This is a genomic window from Sphingomonas sp., from assembly GCF_035944535.1.
In the GTDB taxonomy this organism is placed as follows: Bacteria; Pseudomonadota; Alphaproteobacteria; order Sphingomonadales; family Sphingomonadaceae; genus Sphingomonas_B.
The window spans coordinates 125,629-143,724 of the sequence record NZ_DASZBC010000008.1 but is presented as its reverse complement, the minus strand read 5'-3'; the positions used below and the strand labels follow the sequence as shown (position 1 = coordinate 143,724).

Sequence of the window (18,096 nt, the reverse complement as noted above, 5' to 3'; positions counted from 1 at the left end):
CGCGCCCCTCGACTTCGCTCGGGACGAGCGGGGTGGGCGGGAAGCTGACCCCCAACGCCCCGCTCGCGCCCCTCGTCTGGTTCAAGGCCGGCGGTGCGGCCGAATGGCTGTTCGAGCCCAAGGATGCAGACGATCTGTCCGCATTCCTCGCGAATCTGGATCGAGCCGTCCCAGTGATGGCGCTCGGCCTCGGTTCCAATCTGATCGTGCGCGATGGCGGCGTGCCGGGTGTTGTGGTTCGCCTCGGCAAGCCGTTCGCCAAGGCCGAAGCGCTCGATGACGTGACGCTCCGCTGCGGCGGCGGCGCTTCCGGTATCCTGGTCTCCTCCACGGCGCGCGACGCGGGCATCGGCGGCGTCGAGTTCCTGCGGTCCATTCCCGGAACGGTCGGCGGCTTCGTGCGGATGAACGGCGGCGCCTATGGCCGCGAAGTAAAGGACATTCTCGTCGAATGCGAGGTGGTGCTGCGCTCGGGCGAGCGGCGGACGCTATCGCTCGACGAGCTCGGCTACACCTACCGCCATTCCGAACTGCCTGAACAGGCGGTTGTCGTCAGCGCGACGTTCCGCGGCCGCAGGGCCGAGCCTGCCGTTATTCAGGCCGAAATGGACCGCATTGCCGCCGCCCGCGAGGCCTCGCAGCCGCTGCGCTCGAAAACGGGTGGGTCGACTTTCAAGAATCCGCCCGGCACCAAGGCATGGGCGGAGATCGACGCCGCCGGCTGCCGCGGCTTGCGCATTGGCGATGCTCAAGTCTCTGAAAAACATTGTAACTTCCTGCTGAACCTCGGTAACGCGACAAGCGCCGAGATCGAAGCGTTGGGCGAGGAAGTGCGCGCTCGGGTCAAGGCGCATTCGGGGGTGGAGCTGGAATGGGAAATCCAGCGCGTGGGGGTGGCGGGATGAAATATGCGAACTCCCTGTGCTCCGGCGAAGGCCGGAGCCCTGTGACGCAACGCTCCGGCCTTCGCCGGAGCACTAGGAGGGTGTCTTGACCGCACCTCTCCACATTCTCGTGCTGATGGGCGGCTGGTCGTCCGAGCGTGAAGTCTCGCTGATGTCCGGCGCGGGCGTGGCGGACGCGCTGGAAAGCCTCGGCTATCGCGTGACCCGGCTGGATATGGACCGGCAGGTCGCCGCCCGGATCGCCGAGGCCAAGCCGGACCTAGTGTTCAACGCGTTGCACGGCACGCCGGGCGAGGACGGGTCGGTGCAGGGCATGCTCGACCTGATGGGCATCCGCTACACCCATTCGGGCATGGTCACGTCCGTTATCGCTGTCGACAAGCAGCTGACCAAGCAGGCGCTGGTGCCTCACGGCATCCGCATGCCCGGCGGCCATCTGATCAAGTCGGAAAGCCTCTATTTCGGCGACCCGCTGGCGCGGCCTTATGTGCTGAAGCCTGTCAATGAAGGGTCTTCGGTGGGGGTCGCGATCGTGACTGCCGAGGGCAATTATGGCGAGCCGATCGGGCGCGACGTGGCCGGGCCGTGGCAGGAGTTCGAGGAACTGCTCGCCGAACCTTTCATCCGCGGTCGCGAGTTGACCACGGCCGTGCTGAGCGGTCGCGCGCTTGGCGTCACCGAACTGAAGCCGAAGAGCGGCTTCTACGATTACGACGCCAAATATACCGAAGGTCTGACCGAGCATGTCTGCCCAGCAAACGTGCCGCCCGCCATTGCGGAGGCGTGCTTGGACATGGCGCTCAGGGCGCACAAATTGCTCGGCTGCAAAGGCGCGTCCCGCTCCGATTTCCGCTGGGATGACGAGAAGGGCGTCGAGGGCCTGTATCTGCTCGAGACCAACACCCAGCCGGGCATGACACCGCTCAGCCTGGTGCCGGAACAGGCGAAGGCGATCGGCTTGTCCTATGCCGATCTGGTTGACGCGATCGTCAAGGAGGCGCTCGCCGATGGCTAGCCGCGCCACCATCAAGCGCGGCAATGTGCGGCCGGCGCCGGCGCGAGGGCGCAAGCCTGCCGCCAAGCGCCCAGGCCTGCTCGCCAGCCTGCCGGTCAGCCCTGCCACCATCCAGAAGGCCGTCACTTGGTCGCTGCTGGGTCTCGGCGCCGCCATTGCGCTGCTGGTGCTGCAAGCGTTCGGCGTCTTCGCGCTCGCTGGCAACGAAGTCGCCAAGGCTTTCGGACAAGCGGGCTTCGAAGTGAAACGCGTCGATCTGCGCGGCATCCGCAACATGGACCGGCTGACCGTCTATGCAATCGCGTTCGACCAGCATTCGATGGCGATGCCGCTGGTCGATCTGGAGACGGTGCGGGCCAGGCTGCTCCGCTATGGCTGGGTACAGGATGCGCGCGTGTCGCGGCGGCTGCCCGACACGCTGGTGGTCGACATCGTCGAACGCACGCCCGCAGCCGTCTGGCAACACCAAGGCCGGCTGCGGCTGATCGATGCCAGTGGCGTGATCCTAGAAGACATCTCGGGCGAAGCGACCCGCGACCTGCCGTTGCTGATCGGACCCAATGCGAACCGCCACGCGGGCGAACTCGCATCCCTGGTCGCCAAGGCGCCATCCTTGAAGCCGGTGATTTCCGGCGCGACCTGGATCGGCGAACGCCGCTGGGACTTGCGCTTCCAATCCGGCGAGACACTGGCCCTGCCGGAAGGACAGGAGGAAGCGGAACGGGCATTGGTCCGCTTCGCGCGGATGCACACGGCGCAGCGCTTGCTCGGCCGCGGCTTCCTGCGCTTCGACATGCGCGACCCGACCCGCTTCGTCGCGCGCGTGGACCGTCAGGTCCGCGCGATCGACGGCACTGCCGTGCAGCCGCAGCCCGAACCGCCGACAGCGACCCCGGCTACCACCAGCCCAGCCCTTCAGAAGGTGAACGACACGATATGAGCAGGCGAGAGACCCGCGCCGCCGCCGCGCGCGCCGAAAAGCTGATCACCGCCCTCGACATCGGCTCGTGGAAAGTGTCCGCGCTGATCGCCGAACGAGGCGAGGGCGGCACATTGAACGTGCTCGGCACCGGCCAGCGCGAAAGCCGGGGCGTACGCCGCGGCTATGTCGCCGACATGAGCGCGACCGAGCTGGCGGTGCGCGAAGCGGTCGAGCAGGCGGAGCGCATCGCCGGCGTCAATATCGAGGATGTCTGGGTCAGCTTCTCGGCCGGCGGGCTCGTTTCCAACATCGCTTCGGTGGAAGTTGAACTGGGCGGGCACCGGATTGAGCAGGAGGATATCGATCAATTGCTGGCAGCCGGTCGAGAGTCGATCGATCCGGCCGGGCGCATGGTGCTGCACGCCCAGCCGACGCTTTACACGCTCGACGGCCTGAACGGGGTCAAGAACCCCAAAGGGCTGCATGCCGACAAGCTGGGCGTCGACATCCACGTCGTCGCAGCGGACGCTTCACCGGTCCGCAATCTCGACCTCTGCGTCCGCAGCGCGCATTTGGAAGTGAAGGCGATCGTGGCGTCGCCGGTCGCGACCGGCATGGCGTGCCTGTCCGAGGAAGAGCGGGAACTCGGCGTTGCGCTGGTGGAGCTGGGCGCTGGCGTCACCAATGTATCCTTGTTCGTCGGCGGGCTGCTGGTCGGCCTCGCGTCAATCCCGATGGGCGCGGCGGACATCACCGATGACATCGCTTCGGCCTTTGGAACCCGGCGGGCCCAGGCGGAGCGGATGAAATGCTTCTACGGCTCGGCCACGGCGACGCCGCGCGACAATCACGACATGATCGAGGTGGCACCCATCTCCGCCGAGGCCGGACAGGGCGAAGCCGCGCGCATCACCCGCGCCCAGCTGATCAGCATCATCCGTCCACGGCTGGAGCAGTTGTTCGGCGAGGTCGGCAAGGCGCTTGAGGGCCTCGGCTTCACGCGCGGGCGGCAGGTCGTGCTGACCGGTGGCGGAGCGGAACTGAAGGGCATTGCCGATTATGCACAAGGCCTGCTCGGCCGCTCGGTGCGGGTCGGACGCCCGCGTGGTCTGACCGGCCTGCCGGACGCACATAGCGGCCCCGCTTTCGCCACTCTGGCCGGCCTGACCCGCTATGCGGCGTCCGATCCGATCGATCTGCGCAATGCTCAGCTCGATCGAGGGCAGCAGGTGATCCGGCCGGCAGGATCGGCGCTGATCCAGCGGCTGGTGGCAGCCTTCCGGACAAACCTGTGAATAACATGTGGACGAGTTAACTTTTCGGTCGATTTGATGAGTCGGCTGATTCATATGAAGCGTTGCAATGGGGGTAATCGCTTCGCCGGCGAAAAGCGATAGGAGTCAGTGAGATGAGCATCGAATTCATTCCGCCAGAAGTCGACGAGCTGAAGCCGCGGATCAGCGTGATCGGCGTCGGCGGCGCCGGCGGCAACGCCATCGCGAACATGATCGCGTCGAACGTACAGGGCGTGGACTTCCTGGTCGCCAACACGGATGCGCAGGCACTGAACGCCTCGCCGGCCGAAAGCCGCATTCAGCTCGGCCTGAAGATCACCCAAGGTCTCGGCGCCGGCTCGCGTCCCGAGATTGGCCGTGCGGCAGCCGAAGAGACGATCGAGCAGGTCGAGCGAGCGCTGGACGGCGCGCATATGTGCTTCATCGCGGCCGGCATGGGCGGCGGCACCGGCACCGGCGCGGCCCCGGTGATCGCCAAGGCGGCGCGCGAGCGCGGCATCCTGACCGTCGGCGTCGTCACGAAGCCGTTCAGCTTCGAAGGCTCGCGCCGGATGAAGTCGGCTGAGGCCGGCATCGCCGAGCTGCAGAAGCATGTCGACACGCTGATCGTCATCCCGAACCAGAACCTGTTCCTGATCGCCAACCCGAACACGACCTTCAAGGAAGCGTTCCAGATGGCCGACCAGGTGCTCCAGCAGGGCGTGCGCGGCATCACCGACCTGATGGTCATGCCGGGCCTGATCAACCTCGACTTCGCCGACGTCCGCTCTGTGATGGGCGAGATGGGCAAGGCGATGATGGGCACCGGCGAAGCGTCGGGCGACAACCGCGCGATCGAGGCCGCCGAGCAGGCGATCGCCAATCCGCTGCTCGATGGCGTCAGCATGAAGGGCGCCAAGGGCGTGATCGTGTCGATCGTCGGCGGCGAGGACATGCGCCTGATGGAGGTCGACGAGGCCGCCAATCACATCAAGGAATTGGTCGATCCGGACGCCAACATCATCTGGGGCTCTGCCTTCAACAACGAGCTGGAAGGCAAGATCCGCGTGTCTGTGGTCGCTACCGGCATCGAAGCCGAGGCGAGCGTGCAGCCCGAGCCGGCGCGTGTCTTCTCCTTCCCTGGCACCAAGAAGGCCGACGAGCCGCGTCCCTTCGTAATGCCGACGGCAGCGCGCCCAGCCGAGTCGGCGCCGGCGCCGGTTGCCGCAGCGGTCGAGCCCGCTGCGCCCGAGCCAGTGGCGGAGGAAGAGCCGCTGACGCTCGACGCCCCCATGGAGGAAACCGCATCGGACGAGCTGGTGCTCGACACGCCCGAGCCGCTGATCGACGAGGAGCTGACCGGCAATCGCCGCTGGTTCAGCACTCCCAAAGCGGAGGAAAAGCCCCAGCCCGCGCCGGCGCCTGCTGCGAAGCAAGGCGGCGGCACTCTGTTCGAGCGCATGTCGTCGATCGCCCGCGGTAACGCTAAGGCGCCGGGTTTGGACGAGGACGACCGCAGCGACCCACTCGACATCCCGCGCTTCCTGAACCGGCAGAATAACCAGTAAGCCACTCCGTCGTTGCGAGTGAAGCGAAGCAACCCAGCCGGCGCCCGAACGCCTCTGGATTGCTTCGTCGCTTCGCTCCTCGCAATGACGAACGGGGCTCCAGTTCGTCGCCGCTCACGCACATTCCGCCGCTCGGCCGTGCCGTTCACATTGTCCTAAGCCGCGGGGCGGCATCTATGGTCGCATCGTGATCGCAAAGCTTACCCGCACCGCCAGCTTCGGCCTCGGCGCCTTGCTGCTTGCCTCCGGATCGCTCGTTTCGGCGCAATATGCCGAGCGGCCCGCGGACCGGCTGTCGCGCTACCTGCGCGAGCTCGCTTCGAACCCGGAAAGCCTGAACGCGCTCATGGGGGCGGGACAAGCCGCTCTCGACGTGGGCGATGCCAACGCGGCGCTGGGCTTCTTCGCCCGCGCGGACGAACGGAACCCGCGCAACGGGCAGGTCAAGGCCGGGCTCGCCCGCGCCTTTCTGATGACGGATCAGCCGCGCGACGCGCTGCGGCTGTTCGACCAGGCGCGCCAGCTTGGCGTCCCCGACTTTCAGATCGCCGGGGACCGCGGCCTCGCTTATGATCTGCGCGGCGACAATCGCCGGGCGCAGCAGGATTATGCGCTGGCGCTGAGCCGTGGCGCCAATGATGAAGTGACCAAGCGCTATGCACTGTCGCTCGGCATCACCGGCGACCGCGACCAGGCGCTGAAGCTGCTCGATCCTCTGCTGTACAAGCGCGATCAGGGGGCCTGGCGCGCCCGCGCCTTTGTGTTGGCGATGACAGGCGATCTGCGCGGCGCCAGCTCGATCGTGCACCAGGTGATGCCCGCACGGATGGCGCAGACGATGGATCCGTTTCTCGGCAAGTTGGCGGCGCTTACTCCGGCGCAGAAGGCTGCTGCCGTGCATCTGGGCGAGATGCCGGCCAATGTCCGCTTCGCCGCGAACACGGCCGTGCCGGTCCCGCAACCGGCCGCGACGCCGACGCCTCGTGCAATGCGCACCCCTGACTCGCGGGAGGCGAGACGGCGTCCGGGGGCCATGATCCCGGTCGGATCAGCGCCCATTGCGACGCGGGCTGTTGCCCGGCCGCAGCCTACTCCGACACCCACACCCTCACCCACGCCTTCGCCGCCAGTGCAGGTGGCGCTAGTCCCGGCACCGACGCCCACACCCACGCCGACGACAGTCGCAGCGCCGCCTCTTTCGAGCCTCCCGGTTGAGCAGCGCGGCGACCTCGAAGCCATCATGCGAGAAGTCCGAGCGGCGGCCGAAGCGCCGTCGTCACAGCCATCCGCATCGCCGTTGCTGCGCATGGCCCAGCCGAGCCCGACGCCCAGGCCGACCACATTGGCGTTGCGACCGGCGCCGCAGCCGACGCCGCGCGTCACACCTGATGCGGCTAAGCAGCAGCCCGCCAAGGCGACTGAGCCCGCCAAGCCGAAGGTCGATCCAGAGAAGGCCGCAGCAGACGCCAAGGCCAAGCAAGCCAAGGCCAAAGAGGCTGCGGCCAAGAAGAAGCCGGAGCCGCCGAAGAATCCGTCCCGCGTCTGGGTGCAGGTGGCAGGCGGCGCCAATGTCGGCGCGCTGCCCAAAGAATGGGCCAGCGTCTCGGCAAAGGCGCCGGAGCTGAAGGGGAAGGGCCCCTGGACCGCCAAGAACCGGGCTACCAACCGTCTGCTCGCGGGGCCATTCAAGAACGCCGCGGAAGCGCAGGCGGCCGTGTCGAAGCTGCGTAAGGCGGGCGTCGGCGCCTTTCAGTGGACGAGCGACGAGGGGGAAGCGGTCGAGAAGATCGGGGGCAAATGAGGGCGCCCAGCCCTTGGGCCTGCGATCCGGCGCACAGCCGCGGCCGTCTCTATCCCGAAGAACGCACTGCCCTTCGCGGTCCCCGCGACGAATATCAGCGCGACCGCGATCGCATCATCCATTCGATTCCCTTTAGGCGGCTGCGGCACAAGACCCAGGTGTTCGTCGCGCCTGACGGCGATCACTTCCGGGTCCGGCTGACGCACAGCCTGGAAGTGGCGCAGATCGGCCGGACCATTGCGCGGGCCTTGGGGCTGAACGAGGATCTGACCGAAGCGCTCTGCCTGGCGCACGATATCGGTCATCCGCCCTTCGGACATTCGGGCGAGGAAGCGCTGCAGGCCGCGACCGCATCGGCGGGCGGATTCGATCACAACGCGCACACGCTGCGCGTCCTGATGAAGGTCGAAAAACCCTATCCGCGCTTCGATGGGCTGAACCTCAGCTGGGAGACGCTGGAGGGCCTGGCCAAGCATAATGGTCCGGTCGAGCGGCCGAGCTGGGCGATGGCGGAGGCGGACGCCGCCTTCCCGCTGGAGCTGGGCAGCTGGCCTTCGCTCGAGGCGCAGGTCGCGGCGGTGGCCGACGACATCGCCTATGACAATCACGATATCGATGACGGCTTGCGGGCGGGCCTGCTCAGCCGCGAACAAATTATGGCGGTGCCGCTGGTCGCGCGCGGCTGGCGGACGGCAGCCGAACGCTATCCGGACATCAGCGAGCGGCGCCTCTTGTCGGAGCTGGTTCGCTCGCAGATCGGCCTGATGGTCAACGATCTGATCGCGGAGACGCGCCGCCGCATCCGCGAGGCGGGCGTCCAGTCGGTCGAAGATGTGCGCGCGGCTGGGCACGCACTTGTCGGCTTCAGCCATGCGATGCAGGCCGAGGAGCGGGAGCTGAAGGCCTTCATGTACCGCGAACTCTATCACCATCCCCGCCAGCTTGCCGCTTCGGAATCGGCGGCAACGATGGTCTCCGGCCTGTTCGCAGCCTATGCTGGCGATCCGGCCACGCTTCCGGAAGGCTGGCGCGAAACGCTGCCGGAGGAAGAGCCGGAGCGCACCCGCCACATCGCCGACTTCATCGCCGGCATGACCGATCGCTACGCCATTGCCCGCTACCGCGAGCTGGTCGGACCCATCGAACTGCCCGAGGGCTTCTAGATGAAGGTGCTGCTCATCGGCGCAACCGGGCTGGTGGGCGGCATGGTGGTCGACCGGCTGCTCGAACGCGGCCATGAAGTGCACGGGCTGGTGCGCCGCGCGACCGGCCGCAGCGGCAGCGGATGGCACGAGCATGTCGCGCCTGCCTTGGACTGGCCGGGCGTCGTTCAAGAGATCGGCTCGGCCGATGCTGCCATTTCCTGTCTCGGCACCACTTGGCGCAAGGCGGGCTCGGAAGCGGCTTTTCGCGCCGTCGATCATGACGCGGTGATCGCCTTCGCACGTGCCGCCCGCGACGCCGCTGTGGCGCATCTGCTCTCCGTCTCTTCAGTCGGCGCCGATGCGAACTCGCGCAATTTCTACCTTCGAACCAAGGGCGAAACGGACGAGGCGCTGCAGGCGCTCAGCTTTCCTAGGCTCGACATCTTCAGGCCTGGTCTGCTGCTCGGCGAGCGCGGCAGCGACCGGCGGCCGGGCGAGCGGCTCGGCATCCTGCTCGATCCGTTCACGCGGCTATTCCTGCGCGGCAGCTGGTCGCGCTTCGCAGGCATGCCGGCGTCGCGAGTCGCGGCTGCAATCGTCCGCGCTGTCGAGCAGCCAGGGGAAGGCGCGCGAGTGCACGAAAATCGGGATATCGATCGCCTCGCCGATCAGATGCTGACTTCGGGTCAGGCTCCGCGCTAAGGGGCGCGGCCATGTCTCTCTTTGCCAGCTTCACCCAGCGCCTGAACGCCATTCTCGACGATCTGCCGGAACTGGCGGGAGCGGCGCGATCGGGCGTCACCGTAGAGCCGCCGCGGGACCCCACGCATGGCGATCTCGCGATCAATGCGGCTATGGTGCTGGCCAAGCAGGCGGGCATGAACCCGCGTGCGCTGGCCGAGCGGATCGTCGCGAGGCTGCGCGAACTGCCCGATGTGACCAGCGCCGAGATCGCCGGGCCCGGCTTCATCAACCTTCGCCTGTCGGACGCGACCTGGCGCGGCGAGCTGCGGGCGATCCACGCAGAGGCAGCCGATTATGGCCGCTCCACCAGCGGCAAGGGCAAACGGGTCAATGTCGAATATGTCTCGGCGAACCCGACCGGACCCATGCATATGGGCCATTGCCGGGGCGCCGTGGTCGGCGATGCTCTGGCGGCGTTGCTGGAATATGCCGGGCACGAAGTGGTCCGCGAATATTATGTCAACGATGCCGGCGGGCAGGTCGATGTGCTCGCCCGCTCGGCGCACCTCCGCTATCGCGAAGCATTGGGTGAGGACATTGGCGAGATCCCTGAGGGGCTCTACCCTGGAGACTATCTGAAACCGATCGGCGAGCAGCTCGCGACGGAGTTTGACGACCGGTTTCGCAGCGCGCCGGAAGCGGAGTGGCTGGGGCTGTTCCGCGAGCGCGCGGTCGCCGCGATGATCGACCTGATCAAGGCAGACTTGGCGCTGCTGGGCATCCATCACGACCTGTTCTCGTCGGAGGCCGAACTCCAGGCCGCCGGGAAGCCCGAAGAGGCGGAGGCGTGGCTGCGTGCACGCGACCTCGTTTATGACGGCGTGCTCGAAGCGCCCAAGGGCGAGACGCCAGAGGATTGGGAGCCGGTCGAGCTGCCGCTGTTCCGTTCGACCCAATTTGGCGACGATCAGGACCGTCCGATCAAGAAGTCGAACGGGCAATGGACCTATTTCGGCGCCGACATGGCCTATCATTATCAGAAGGCGAGGGATGTCGACGCGCTGATCGACATCTGGGGCGCCGACCATGCCGGCACGGTCAAGCGGATCAAGGCGGCGGTCGCGGCGCTGACTGAGAACAAGGTCCAGTTCGACGTCAAGCTGATTCAGATGGTGCGGCTGCTGCGGGGCGGCGAGCCGGTCAAGATGTCGAAGAGGGCGGGCAATTTTGTGACGCTGGCGGATGTCGTCCGCGAGGTGGGCAAGGACGTGGTGCGTTTCACCATGCTGACCCGCAAGGCCGACGCGCAGATGGACTTCGACTTCGCGAAGGTGGTCGAGGCGTCGAAGGACAATCCCGTCTTCTACGTTCAATATGCCCATGCCCGCATCTGCTCGATCCGCCGCCGGATCGCGGAGGCGGGAATCAGCTGCGGCGAGCCGGACCTCGACCGCATCGACGCGGAGGAGCTGGCGCTGGTGAAGCTGGCTGCGCAGTTCCCGCGCATCGTCGAGAGTGCGGCGGCGGCGCGGGAGCCGCACCGCATCGCCTTCTACCTTTACGACCTCGCCGCGGCTTTCCACGCCTTCTTCAACATGGGCAATGACCGGCCGGACCGGCGCGTGCTGGTCGCGGACGATCCGGAAACCACCTGCGCGCGGCTTTATCTGGTCGAAGCAATCGGGCAGATCATCCGCAACGGCCTCGCCATCATGGGGGTGACGGCAGTCGAGGAGATGAACTGACGTGGCTCAAGCGCATGATCCTTACGCGCTGTCCGACGAGGACCGGCTGCCCTGGCTAGAGCCGGTCGACGATGTCGAGGAGGAGCGCGGGGCACCGGTCCGCTGGCTGGCGCCGCTGCTCGCCCTGCTGGTGGTGTCGGCGCTTGCGGTGGGCGGCGTCTGGTGGTGGCAAAATCGCGACGTCGAGCCGAGCGGCTCCGGCGAGCTGATCGCGGCGCCCGAAGGTCCCTACAAAGTGAAGCCGCCGGAAGAAGGCGGAATGAAGATCGAGGGGCAGGGCGAAATGGCCTTTGCGACCAGCGAGGGCGCGCAAGTGCAGGGCTCGCTCGACCTCAATGCCGTTCCCGAAACGCCGGTCGAGCGGGTGCCGATCCCGAAGCCCACGCCCACCGCAGCGCCGAAGGCGAGCGCAAGCGCGGTGATCATCGAGGAAAAGGGCGGCACGCTCGTCGCCCGCGCAGCGCCGGCGCAGACCGTCGCGGAAGCCGCGCCCGGCGCGACCATCCAGCTCGGCGCCTTCCCGAGCCAGGACAGTGCGAAGAAGACCTGGGACTCCATGTCGAAGCGTTTCGCCTATCTGGCAGACCGCAGCCAGTCGATCGTCAAGGCGGACGTGAACGGGCGGACCTTTTACCGCCTGCGCGTCGGCACCGGATCGCCTGCGGAGGCAAAGGATGTCTGTGCCCGGCTGCGGGTCGCCGGTGAGAACTGCCTTGTGGTGAATTGAGGCAATGAAGCCCGTCATCTTCGGTATGGCGGGGCTGGAGCTCAGCCCCGACGAGCGCGCCTTTTTCCGTGACGCCGATCCGGCCGGCTATATCCTCTTCAAGCGCAATTGCGGGAATCGCGAGCAGATGCGGGCGTTGACCGACAGCTTGCGCGACCTTCACGGCCGCGACGACCTGCTGATCATGATCGATCAGGAGGGCGGACGCGTCGCGCGGATGCAGCCGCCCGAATGGCCGGCCTTTCCGAACGGAGCGGTGTTTGGCGACCTGTACGAAAAGGCGCCGATCTCGGGGATCGAAGCGGCGCGCGCCAATGCCGAGGCGATCGGTCTGGCGCTCAGCGAAGTCGGCATCACCGTCGATGCCCTGCCGCTGCTCGATGTCCGTCAGCCGGGCGCCAACGATGTGATTGGCGACCGTGCCTATGGCTATGAGCCGATGCGCGTGGCCGCCATTGGCCGCGCGGTGCTGGAGGGGCTGCAGGCGGGGGGCGTCACCGGCATCGTCAAGCATATGCCTGGCCACGGCCGCGTGCTGGTCGACAGCCACAAGGCGCTGCCGGTGGTGGACGCAAGCGAGGCGGAGCTGGAGAGCGACATCGCGCCCTTCCGGCAGCTCAATTGGGCGCCGATCGGCATGACCGCGCACATCGTCTACACCGCTTGGGACGATGCGCGGCCCGGCACGCTCTCTCATTATGTAGTCCAGAAGATCATCCGTGAGCGGATCGGCTTCGACGGGCTGCTGATGACCGACGATATCGACATGAAGGCGCTGTCCGGCACGCCCGCCGAAAAGGCGTGCGGCGCGGTCGATGCGGGTGTGGACCTGGTGCTCGACTGCTGGGCCCGCATGGACGAGATGGTCGCGATCGCTGAGAAACTGCCCGATGCCGGCGAGCGGACGAAGGAGCGGCTGGCCGCGGCGCTCGCCTTCCGCAAGATGCCGGCGCCGGTGCGCTTTGCCGAGTTGGTGCGCAAGAGGGACGAGCTGCTAGGCTTGGCTTAGCCGTCATCCCGAACTTGTTTCGGGATAAGGGTAGTTGCGCGGCGGGACCGTCGTCGATCCGTCACCGGACAGCGTATCCCGAAACAAGTTCGGGATGACGTGTGAGGGTTTCCGTGCATACTTGCCGCCGTGACCCAGCCCGACTCGGACGCACTCACCATCGATATTGAGGGCTGGGAGGGGCCGCTCGACCTGCTGCTGTCGCTTGCCCGCGCGCAGAAGGTCGATTTGCGCGAAATTTCGATTCTCGCGTTGGTCGAGCAATATCTCGCCTTTATCACCGGCGCGAAGGCGCTGAAGCTGGAGATCGCGGCCGATTATCTGGTGATGGCCGCCTGGCTCGCCTATCTCAAGTCGGCGCTGCTGCTCCCCAAGGACCCGACCCTCGATCCGAGCCCGGAAGAGTTGGCGCTGCGGCTGCAGGTCCGCCTGCAGCGGCTGCAGGCGATGCGCGAGGCCGGTGCGCGGCTGATGGCGCGGGACCGGGTCGGGCGGGACGTTTTCCTGCGCGGCGTTCCCGAGGGCCTGCGCGTCGTGCGCAAGAGCTTGTGGGACGCCAATCTTTACGAAGTCATCGCCGCCTATGGCGCCGTGATGGCGCGGACTCAGCCGGTCGTGCACCAGATCGCGCGGCGTCCAGTCATGTCGCTGGAGGACGCGCTGGCGCGGGTCGAGGCTCTGCTTGGGCAAAAGGTAGAGTGGACGCGCATCGAAGCTTTTCTGCCGGTCGTGTCCGATCCGCAGCTGCGACGCTCCGCACTCGCCTCGAGCTTCGTCGCCGCGCTGGAACTCGCCAAACAGGGTAAAGCCGAACTGCGCCAGGAAGAGGCATTCGCCGATCTGTTCGTGAGGGCGGCTTGAGCCAGGTACGAGAAAATAGGGACAGTCCCCATTTTTCTGAGGCTGAGATCGATCCTGCGGTCAGGGCGGTCGAGGCGGTGTTGTTCGCGGCAGAGGGGCCGCTCACCATCGACGAGATCGCCGCCTATGTGGGGTCTGATGTGGACCTGAAGCAGACGCTGCGTCTGCTCGGCGAGGACTATGCCGGGCGCGGCGTCGAGCTGGTGGAGCGGGGCGGGCGCTGGCACTTCCAGACGGCGCCCGACATGGCGCACTTCCTTCGCCGCGAACGCGAGGAGCCGAAACGCTTGAGCCGGGCCGCGGTCGAGACGCTGGCGATCATCGCCTATCAGGAGCCGGTCAGCCGCGCCGAGATCGAGGCGATCCGCGGCGTCCAGATTTCGAAGGGCACGTTGGATGTGCTGATGGAAGCGGGCTGGGTGCGCCCGGCCGGCAGACGCGAAGGGCCGGGCCGGCCGCTGCTCTATGCGACCACGCAAGGGTTCCTCACCCATTTCGGGCTGAAGAACCGGCGTGACCTGCCCGGTATCGATGACCTGAAGGCAGCGGGGCTGCTCGATCCGCTCGATACCACGCCCGGAGAGCTGGAACTGGAAAGCGCCGACGAGAGCGACTAGATAGGCCGTTCATGCAGGCCGCGCCTGCCAGGAGATCATCATGGGCAGTTTCAGCATCTGGCATTGGCTGGTCGTCGGCATCATCATCATTCTGCTTTTCGGCAAGGGCCGCTTTTCCGACATGATGGGCGACGTCGCCAAGGGCATCAAAAGCTTCAAGAAGGGCATGGCCGAGGAAGACGAACCGCGCGCTACGGAGCGCCGCGTCGAAGCGCTCGACAAGCCGCGCACCGTCAGCACGGAGAAGGACACGGTCGAGGAACAGCGGCCGCTTTAGGTCACTCTCGTCATCCCGAACTTGTTTCGGGATAAGCCGTCCGCTGCTCCAGCGCGTGTGCGGAACTCTCCAACGCTGCGCTGCCCGTCCTTTATCCCGAAACAAGTTCGGGATGACGAGATTGCGTAGACCTATGTGCGCGTGATAGGCGCGCGCCTTTGACAGCCGGCGCTTCTGCCCGGCGCTGACCAGGCACATAAAAGCACGATGTTCGAATCTCCCGCTTATGCCCAGGCCGCCGGGGCCGCTGCTCCTTCAGGTGTCGCAGGCATCATCAACTTCATGTTTCCTATGGTCGCCATGTTGGCGATCTTCTGGTTTCTTGTGTTTCGCCCTCAGCAGCGCAGGATCAAAGAGCACCAGGCCAAACTCGCTGCGGTGAAGAAGGGCGACACCGTCGTTACCGGCGGCGGTCTGGTCGGCAAGGTGACGAAGGTCGAAGACCAGCATGTCGAGATCGAGCTGGCGCCGCAGGTCCGCGTGCGCGCGGTCAAGGGCACGCTGTCCGATGTGACGCCGTTCGGCTCCAAGCCCGCGAACGACTGACGGCCCAATGCTCGATTTTCCCCGCTGGAAGGTGTGGCTGGTCATACTAGCGACGGTGATCGGCGTGCTCGCCGCGATCCCGAGCCTGGTGCCTGAGCGCAACTGGCCGGCCTTTTTGCCCGATCCCCGCATAAACCTCGGCCTCGACCTTTCGGGCGGCTCCCACATCCTGCTCGAAGCCGACACCAAGGACGTGCTCGTCCAGCGGCTCGGCCAGATGGAAGAGACCATCAAGACCGAGATGCGCCGCGGCGATCCCCGGATTGCGATTGGCGACGTGTCGTCCAGCGGCGGCCGGCTGACCTTCTTCGTTCGCGACGTTACCCAAGTCGATCGGGCGGTCGAGCGCATCCGCGCCCTCACCACGGGCGTCGGCGTCACCGGCCAGCGCGACTGGAATGTCGAGGTGCGCGACACCAACCGCGTGATCGTCACGCCGACAGAGGCCGGCCAGGCCGACGCGGTCGACAAGGCGATGGAAGTGGCAACCGAGGTCGTCCGGAAGCGGATCGACGAGCTCGGCACGCGTGAGCCGACGATCATCCGCCAGGGCAAGACGCGCATCGTCGTGCAGGTGCCGGGCCTGCAGAATCCGGAGGCGCTGAAGGCGCTGCTCGGCAAGACCGCGAAGCTCGAATTCAAGTTGGTCGACCTGACCGCTTCACCTGCCGACCTTGCCGCGGGTCGCGCTCCGGTCGGTAGCCAGGTGCTGCCCTATCCGGACAATCCCGCCGGCGGGCCGATCATTGCCGTCAAGCGCAGCGTGCTGATCAGCGGCGATCAGCTGATCGACGCGCAGCAGGGCTTCGATCAACGCACCAATGCGCCCGTGGTTAATATCCGCTTCGACGGGCAAGGCGGCCGCCGTTTCGCCAAGGTGACGCAGGAAAACGTCAACAAGCCCTTCGCAATCATCCTCGACAACAGCGTCATCTCGGCGCCGAACATCAACGAGCCGATCCTGGGCGGCCAGGCGCAGATCAGCGGCAATTTCACGGTCGAGACCGCCAACGCGCTCGCCATCCAGCTCCGTTCGGGCAAGCTGCCGGTCGCGCTCCGGGTCATCGAGGAGCGCACCGTCGGCCCCGATCTCGGCGCCGACTCGATCCGCAGGGGCGTGCTTGCCGGCGTCGTCGCCACGGTCGTCCTGATCGGCTTCATGCTGATCACCTACGCGCGCTTCGGCGTGTACACTTCGCTGGCGCTGATCGTGAACGGCTTGCTGGTGCTGGGCATCATGGCGCTGCTCGATGCGACGCTCACATTGCCTGGCATTGCCGGCTTCGTGCTGACGATCGGCGCCGCGGTCGACGCGAACGTGCTGATCAACGAACGCATCCGGGAAGAGCAGCGACTGCGCGGCCGCGGGCCGATCCAGTCGGTTGAGTTCGGCTATAAGGAAGCAAGTACGGCCATCTTCGACGCCAACATCACCAACGTCATCTCCGCGGCCATCATGTTTGCGTTCGGCTCCGGTCCCATTCGCGGCTTTGCAGTGGTGCTGGCGATCGGCATCATGACGTCCGTCTTCACCGGCGTGACGTTCACCCGCTTGCTGGTCGCCGACTATCTGCGCCGCAACCGTCCCAAAGAGATCGTAATCTGATGCGCTTCCCGCTCAAGCTGGTCCCCGACGACACGAACATCCCGTTCCTGAGGTACAGGAACGTGGCCATGGCCTTTTCTCTGCTGCTGATCATCGGCTCGCTGGCGCTGGTGGCGATCAAAGGCTTCAATCTCGGCATCGACTTTGTCGGCGGGCAGATGCTGCGCGTCCAGTTCGCCCAGCCGGTGCCGATCGAGCAGATCCGCGAGAAGGTCGATGCGCTGGGTCTCGGGGAGGCGACGATCCAGCAATTCGGTTCGCCACGCGACGTGTCGATCCGCATGCCCCTGCCGCCGGGCGGCGAGGAGGGGGCGAACCGTGCCGCCAGCCAGGTTCGCCAAGCGGTGAGCCAGGCTTTTCCCGGCGCGCGCTTCGACGCGGTCGAGACGGTCTCCGGCAAGGTCTCCGAAGAGCTGTTCCGCACCGGCGCCTGGGCGCTCGGCCTCGCGATGCTCGGTATCTCGCTCTACATCTGGTTCCGGTTCGAATGGCAGTTCGGCGTCGGTGCGCTGTTCGCGCTGTTCCACGACGTCGCCCTGACTTTGGGCTTCTTCGCGCTCACTCAGCTCGAGTTCGACCTGAATATCGTCGCCGCGATCCTGACCATCATCGGTTATTCGCTGAACGACACAATCGTCGTCTACGATCGTATCCGCGAGAACATGCGCAAATACCGTAAGATGGACATGGCGGCGTTGCTTGACCTGTCGGTTAACGAGACGCTCTCGCGCACTGTCGTGACGTCGCTGTCCCTGGGACTGACGCTCGGCATTTTGCTGGCGCTGGGTCCGGACATCATCTTCGGCTTCACCGCCGCGATGTTCCTGGGCATCGTGATCGGCACTTTCTCGTCGGTCTATGTGTCGGCGGCCATCCTGCTGTGGCTGCGGGTGTCCAGCGACAGCTTCGTGCCGAAGTCTGGCACGCCGGCGAATGCCGAGCGGATGGGTACGGCGGAGCGCGTGCCCGGCAAGTGAAGCTGGAGCGCAACCAGCGGCCTGCCGGTCCGATCGTCACGGGCTTCTCGGGCTCCGGGTTCAAGATCGATGGGGAGTCGACGTCCGGCGGCGTGCTGCTGGCGCCGGAATGGTGGCGGTCATGGGGCGGGGAACTCAGCGAAGCGGCGCTCGACCCGCTAGTCGCGCTGAGGCCCGAGTTTATCTTGATCGGCACCGGCGCTGCGCTTGTGCGACCGCCCCGCCCGCTGGTGCAGGCGCTGGAGGCAAAGGGCATCGGCGTCGAGCCGATGGACAGCCGCGCCGCCGCCCGTGCCTGGGGCGTGCTGCGCGCCGAGGAGCGGTGGATCGGCGCGGCGTTGATGGCGCTCACCTAAACGTCTCCGTTCGCTTCGAGCGAAGTCGAGAAGCGCGCTTGAGCCATATACCGTTTCTCGA

The 18,096-nt window shown here is 66.4% G+C and carries 18 protein-coding genes; all 18 read left to right on the top strand.

Annotated features, from left to right (window positions below; all coding sequences use genetic code 11):
* The first annotated feature begins 32 nt into the window (after window positions 1-32).
* The 18 genes from murB (at window position 33) to VGT77_RS09315 (ending at window position 18,035) form a co-directional block, all read left to right on the top strand.
* On the top strand, window positions 33-905 hold the full coding sequence (gene murB / locus VGT77_RS09400) for a UDP-N-acetylmuramate dehydrogenase (RefSeq protein ID WP_327461866.1): 873 nt from the start codon (window positions 33-35) through the stop codon (window positions 903-905).
* A gap of 85 nt (window positions 906-990) precedes the next feature.
* Window positions 991-1,920: a D-alanine--D-alanine ligase gene (locus VGT77_RS09395; protein ID WP_327461848.1), complete on the top strand. Its 930-nt coding sequence runs from the start codon at window positions 991-993 to the stop codon at window positions 1,918-1,920.
* Window positions 1,913-2,860: a cell division protein FtsQ/DivIB gene (locus VGT77_RS09390; protein ID WP_327461846.1), complete on the top strand. Its 948-nt coding sequence runs from the start codon at window positions 1,913-1,915 to the stop codon at window positions 2,858-2,860. The genes VGT77_RS09395 and VGT77_RS09390 overlap by 8 nt, the downstream gene beginning before the upstream one ends.
* Complete coding sequence (ftsA, locus tag VGT77_RS09385) at window positions 2,857-4,137, top strand: cell division protein FtsA (protein ID WP_327461844.1); 1,281 nt, start codon at window positions 2,857-2,859, stop codon at window positions 4,135-4,137. Before VGT77_RS09390 ends, ftsA begins: the two co-directional genes overlap by 4 nt.
* Before the next feature lie 113 nt (window positions 4,138-4,250).
* Window positions 4,251-5,684, top strand: a complete 1,434-nt coding sequence (gene ftsZ, locus VGT77_RS09380) for a cell division protein FtsZ (protein ID WP_327461842.1) — start codon at window positions 4,251-4,253, stop codon at window positions 5,682-5,684.
* 187 nt (window positions 5,685-5,871) lie between these two features.
* A complete protein-coding gene (locus VGT77_RS09375; protein ID WP_327461840.1) occupies window positions 5,872-7,485 on the top strand; it encodes an SPOR domain-containing protein in 1,614 nt (537 codons plus the stop codon).
* Entirely contained in the window at window positions 7,482-8,648 is a 1,167-nt protein-coding gene (locus VGT77_RS09370; RefSeq protein ID WP_327461838.1) for a deoxyguanosinetriphosphate triphosphohydrolase, read from the top strand. The genes VGT77_RS09375 and VGT77_RS09370 overlap by 4 nt, the downstream gene beginning before the upstream one ends.
* Window positions 8,649-9,332, top strand: coding sequence for an NAD(P)H-binding protein (locus tag VGT77_RS09365; RefSeq protein WP_327461837.1), 684 nt, complete (start codon window positions 8,649-8,651; stop codon window positions 9,330-9,332).
* Between the two features lie 11 nt (window positions 9,333-9,343).
* Window positions 9,344-11,059, top strand: a complete 1,716-nt coding sequence (gene argS / locus VGT77_RS09360; protein ID WP_327461836.1) for an arginine--tRNA ligase — start codon at window positions 9,344-9,346, stop codon at window positions 11,057-11,059.
* A gap of 1 nt (window position 11,060) precedes the next feature.
* Window positions 11,061-11,786: an SPOR domain-containing protein gene (locus VGT77_RS09355; RefSeq protein WP_327461834.1), complete on the top strand. Its 726-nt coding sequence runs from the start codon at window positions 11,061-11,063 to the stop codon at window positions 11,784-11,786.
* A gap of 4 nt (window positions 11,787-11,790) precedes the next feature.
* Window positions 11,791-12,795: a beta-N-acetylhexosaminidase gene (nagZ, locus tag VGT77_RS09350; protein WP_327461832.1), complete on the top strand. Its 1,005-nt coding sequence runs from the start codon at window positions 11,791-11,793 to the stop codon at window positions 12,793-12,795.
* A gap of 129 nt (window positions 12,796-12,924) precedes the next feature.
* Entirely contained in the window at window positions 12,925-13,656 is a 732-nt protein-coding gene (locus VGT77_RS09345; RefSeq protein ID WP_327461829.1) for a ScpA family protein, read from the top strand.
* On the top strand, window positions 13,653-14,273 hold the full coding sequence (scpB, locus tag VGT77_RS09340) for an SMC-Scp complex subunit ScpB (RefSeq protein ID WP_414713379.1): 621 nt from the start codon (window positions 13,653-13,655) through the stop codon (window positions 14,271-14,273). Before VGT77_RS09345 ends, scpB begins: the two co-directional genes overlap by 4 nt.
* Window positions 14,274-14,313: 40 nt before the next feature.
* Window positions 14,314-14,550, top strand: a complete 237-nt coding sequence (locus VGT77_RS09335; protein WP_414713378.1) for a twin-arginine translocase TatA/TatE family subunit — start codon at window positions 14,314-14,316, stop codon at window positions 14,548-14,550.
* Between the two features lie 207 nt (window positions 14,551-14,757).
* The gene (yajC, locus tag VGT77_RS09330) at window positions 14,758-15,096 is read left to right on the top strand and encodes a preprotein translocase subunit YajC (RefSeq protein ID WP_327461827.1); all 339 of its coding nucleotides are present in this window, start codon (window positions 14,758-14,760) and stop codon (window positions 15,094-15,096) included.
* Between the two features lie 7 nt (window positions 15,097-15,103).
* The gene (gene secD, locus VGT77_RS09325; protein WP_327461825.1) at window positions 15,104-16,702 is read left to right on the top strand and encodes a protein translocase subunit SecD; all 1,599 of its coding nucleotides are present in this window, start codon (window positions 15,104-15,106) and stop codon (window positions 16,700-16,702) included.
* Entirely contained in the window at window positions 16,702-17,679 is a 978-nt protein-coding gene (secF, locus tag VGT77_RS09320; protein ID WP_327461823.1) for a protein translocase subunit SecF, read from the top strand. The genes secD and secF overlap by 1 nt, the downstream gene beginning before the upstream one ends.
* On the top strand, window positions 17,676-18,035 hold the full coding sequence (locus VGT77_RS09315) for an Mth938-like domain-containing protein (protein WP_327461821.1): 360 nt from the start codon (window positions 17,676-17,678) through the stop codon (window positions 18,033-18,035). Before secF ends, VGT77_RS09315 begins: the two co-directional genes overlap by 4 nt.
* Window positions 18,036-18,096 lie beyond the last annotated feature (61 nt).

What these genes read in the sequence shown, in the direction of transcription:
- ftsZ (WP_327461842.1), top strand. Translation starts at nt 4,251, where the DNA reads ATGAGCATCGAATTCATTCCGCCAGAAGTCGACGAGCTGAAGCCGCGG.
- secF (WP_327461823.1), top strand. Translation starts at nt 16,702, where the DNA reads ATGCGCTTCCCGCTCAAGCTGGTCCCCGACGACACGAACATCCCGTTC.
- VGT77_RS09390 (WP_327461846.1), top strand. Translation starts at nt 1,913, where the DNA reads ATGGCTAGCCGCGCCACCATCAAGCGCGGCAATGTGCGGCCGGCGCCG.
- VGT77_RS09370 (WP_327461838.1), top strand. Translation starts at nt 7,482, where the DNA reads ATGAGGGCGCCCAGCCCTTGGGCCTGCGATCCGGCGCACAGCCGCGGC.
- argS (WP_327461836.1), top strand. Translation starts at nt 9,344, where the DNA reads ATGTCTCTCTTTGCCAGCTTCACCCAGCGCCTGAACGCCATTCTCGAC.
- ftsA (WP_327461844.1), top strand. Translation starts at nt 2,857, where the DNA reads ATGAGCAGGCGAGAGACCCGCGCCGCCGCCGCGCGCGCCGAAAAGCTG.
- VGT77_RS09365 (WP_327461837.1), top strand. Translation starts at nt 8,649, where the DNA reads ATGAAGGTGCTGCTCATCGGCGCAACCGGGCTGGTGGGCGGCATGGTG.
- yajC (WP_327461827.1), top strand. Translation starts at nt 14,758, where the DNA reads ATGTTCGAATCTCCCGCTTATGCCCAGGCCGCCGGGGCCGCTGCTCCT.
- nagZ (WP_327461832.1), top strand. Translation starts at nt 11,791, where the DNA reads ATGAAGCCCGTCATCTTCGGTATGGCGGGGCTGGAGCTCAGCCCCGAC.
- secD (WP_327461825.1), top strand. Translation starts at nt 15,104, where the DNA reads ATGCTCGATTTTCCCCGCTGGAAGGTGTGGCTGGTCATACTAGCGACG.
- VGT77_RS09335 (WP_414713378.1), top strand. Translation starts at nt 14,314, where the DNA reads ATGGGCAGTTTCAGCATCTGGCATTGGCTGGTCGTCGGCATCATCATC.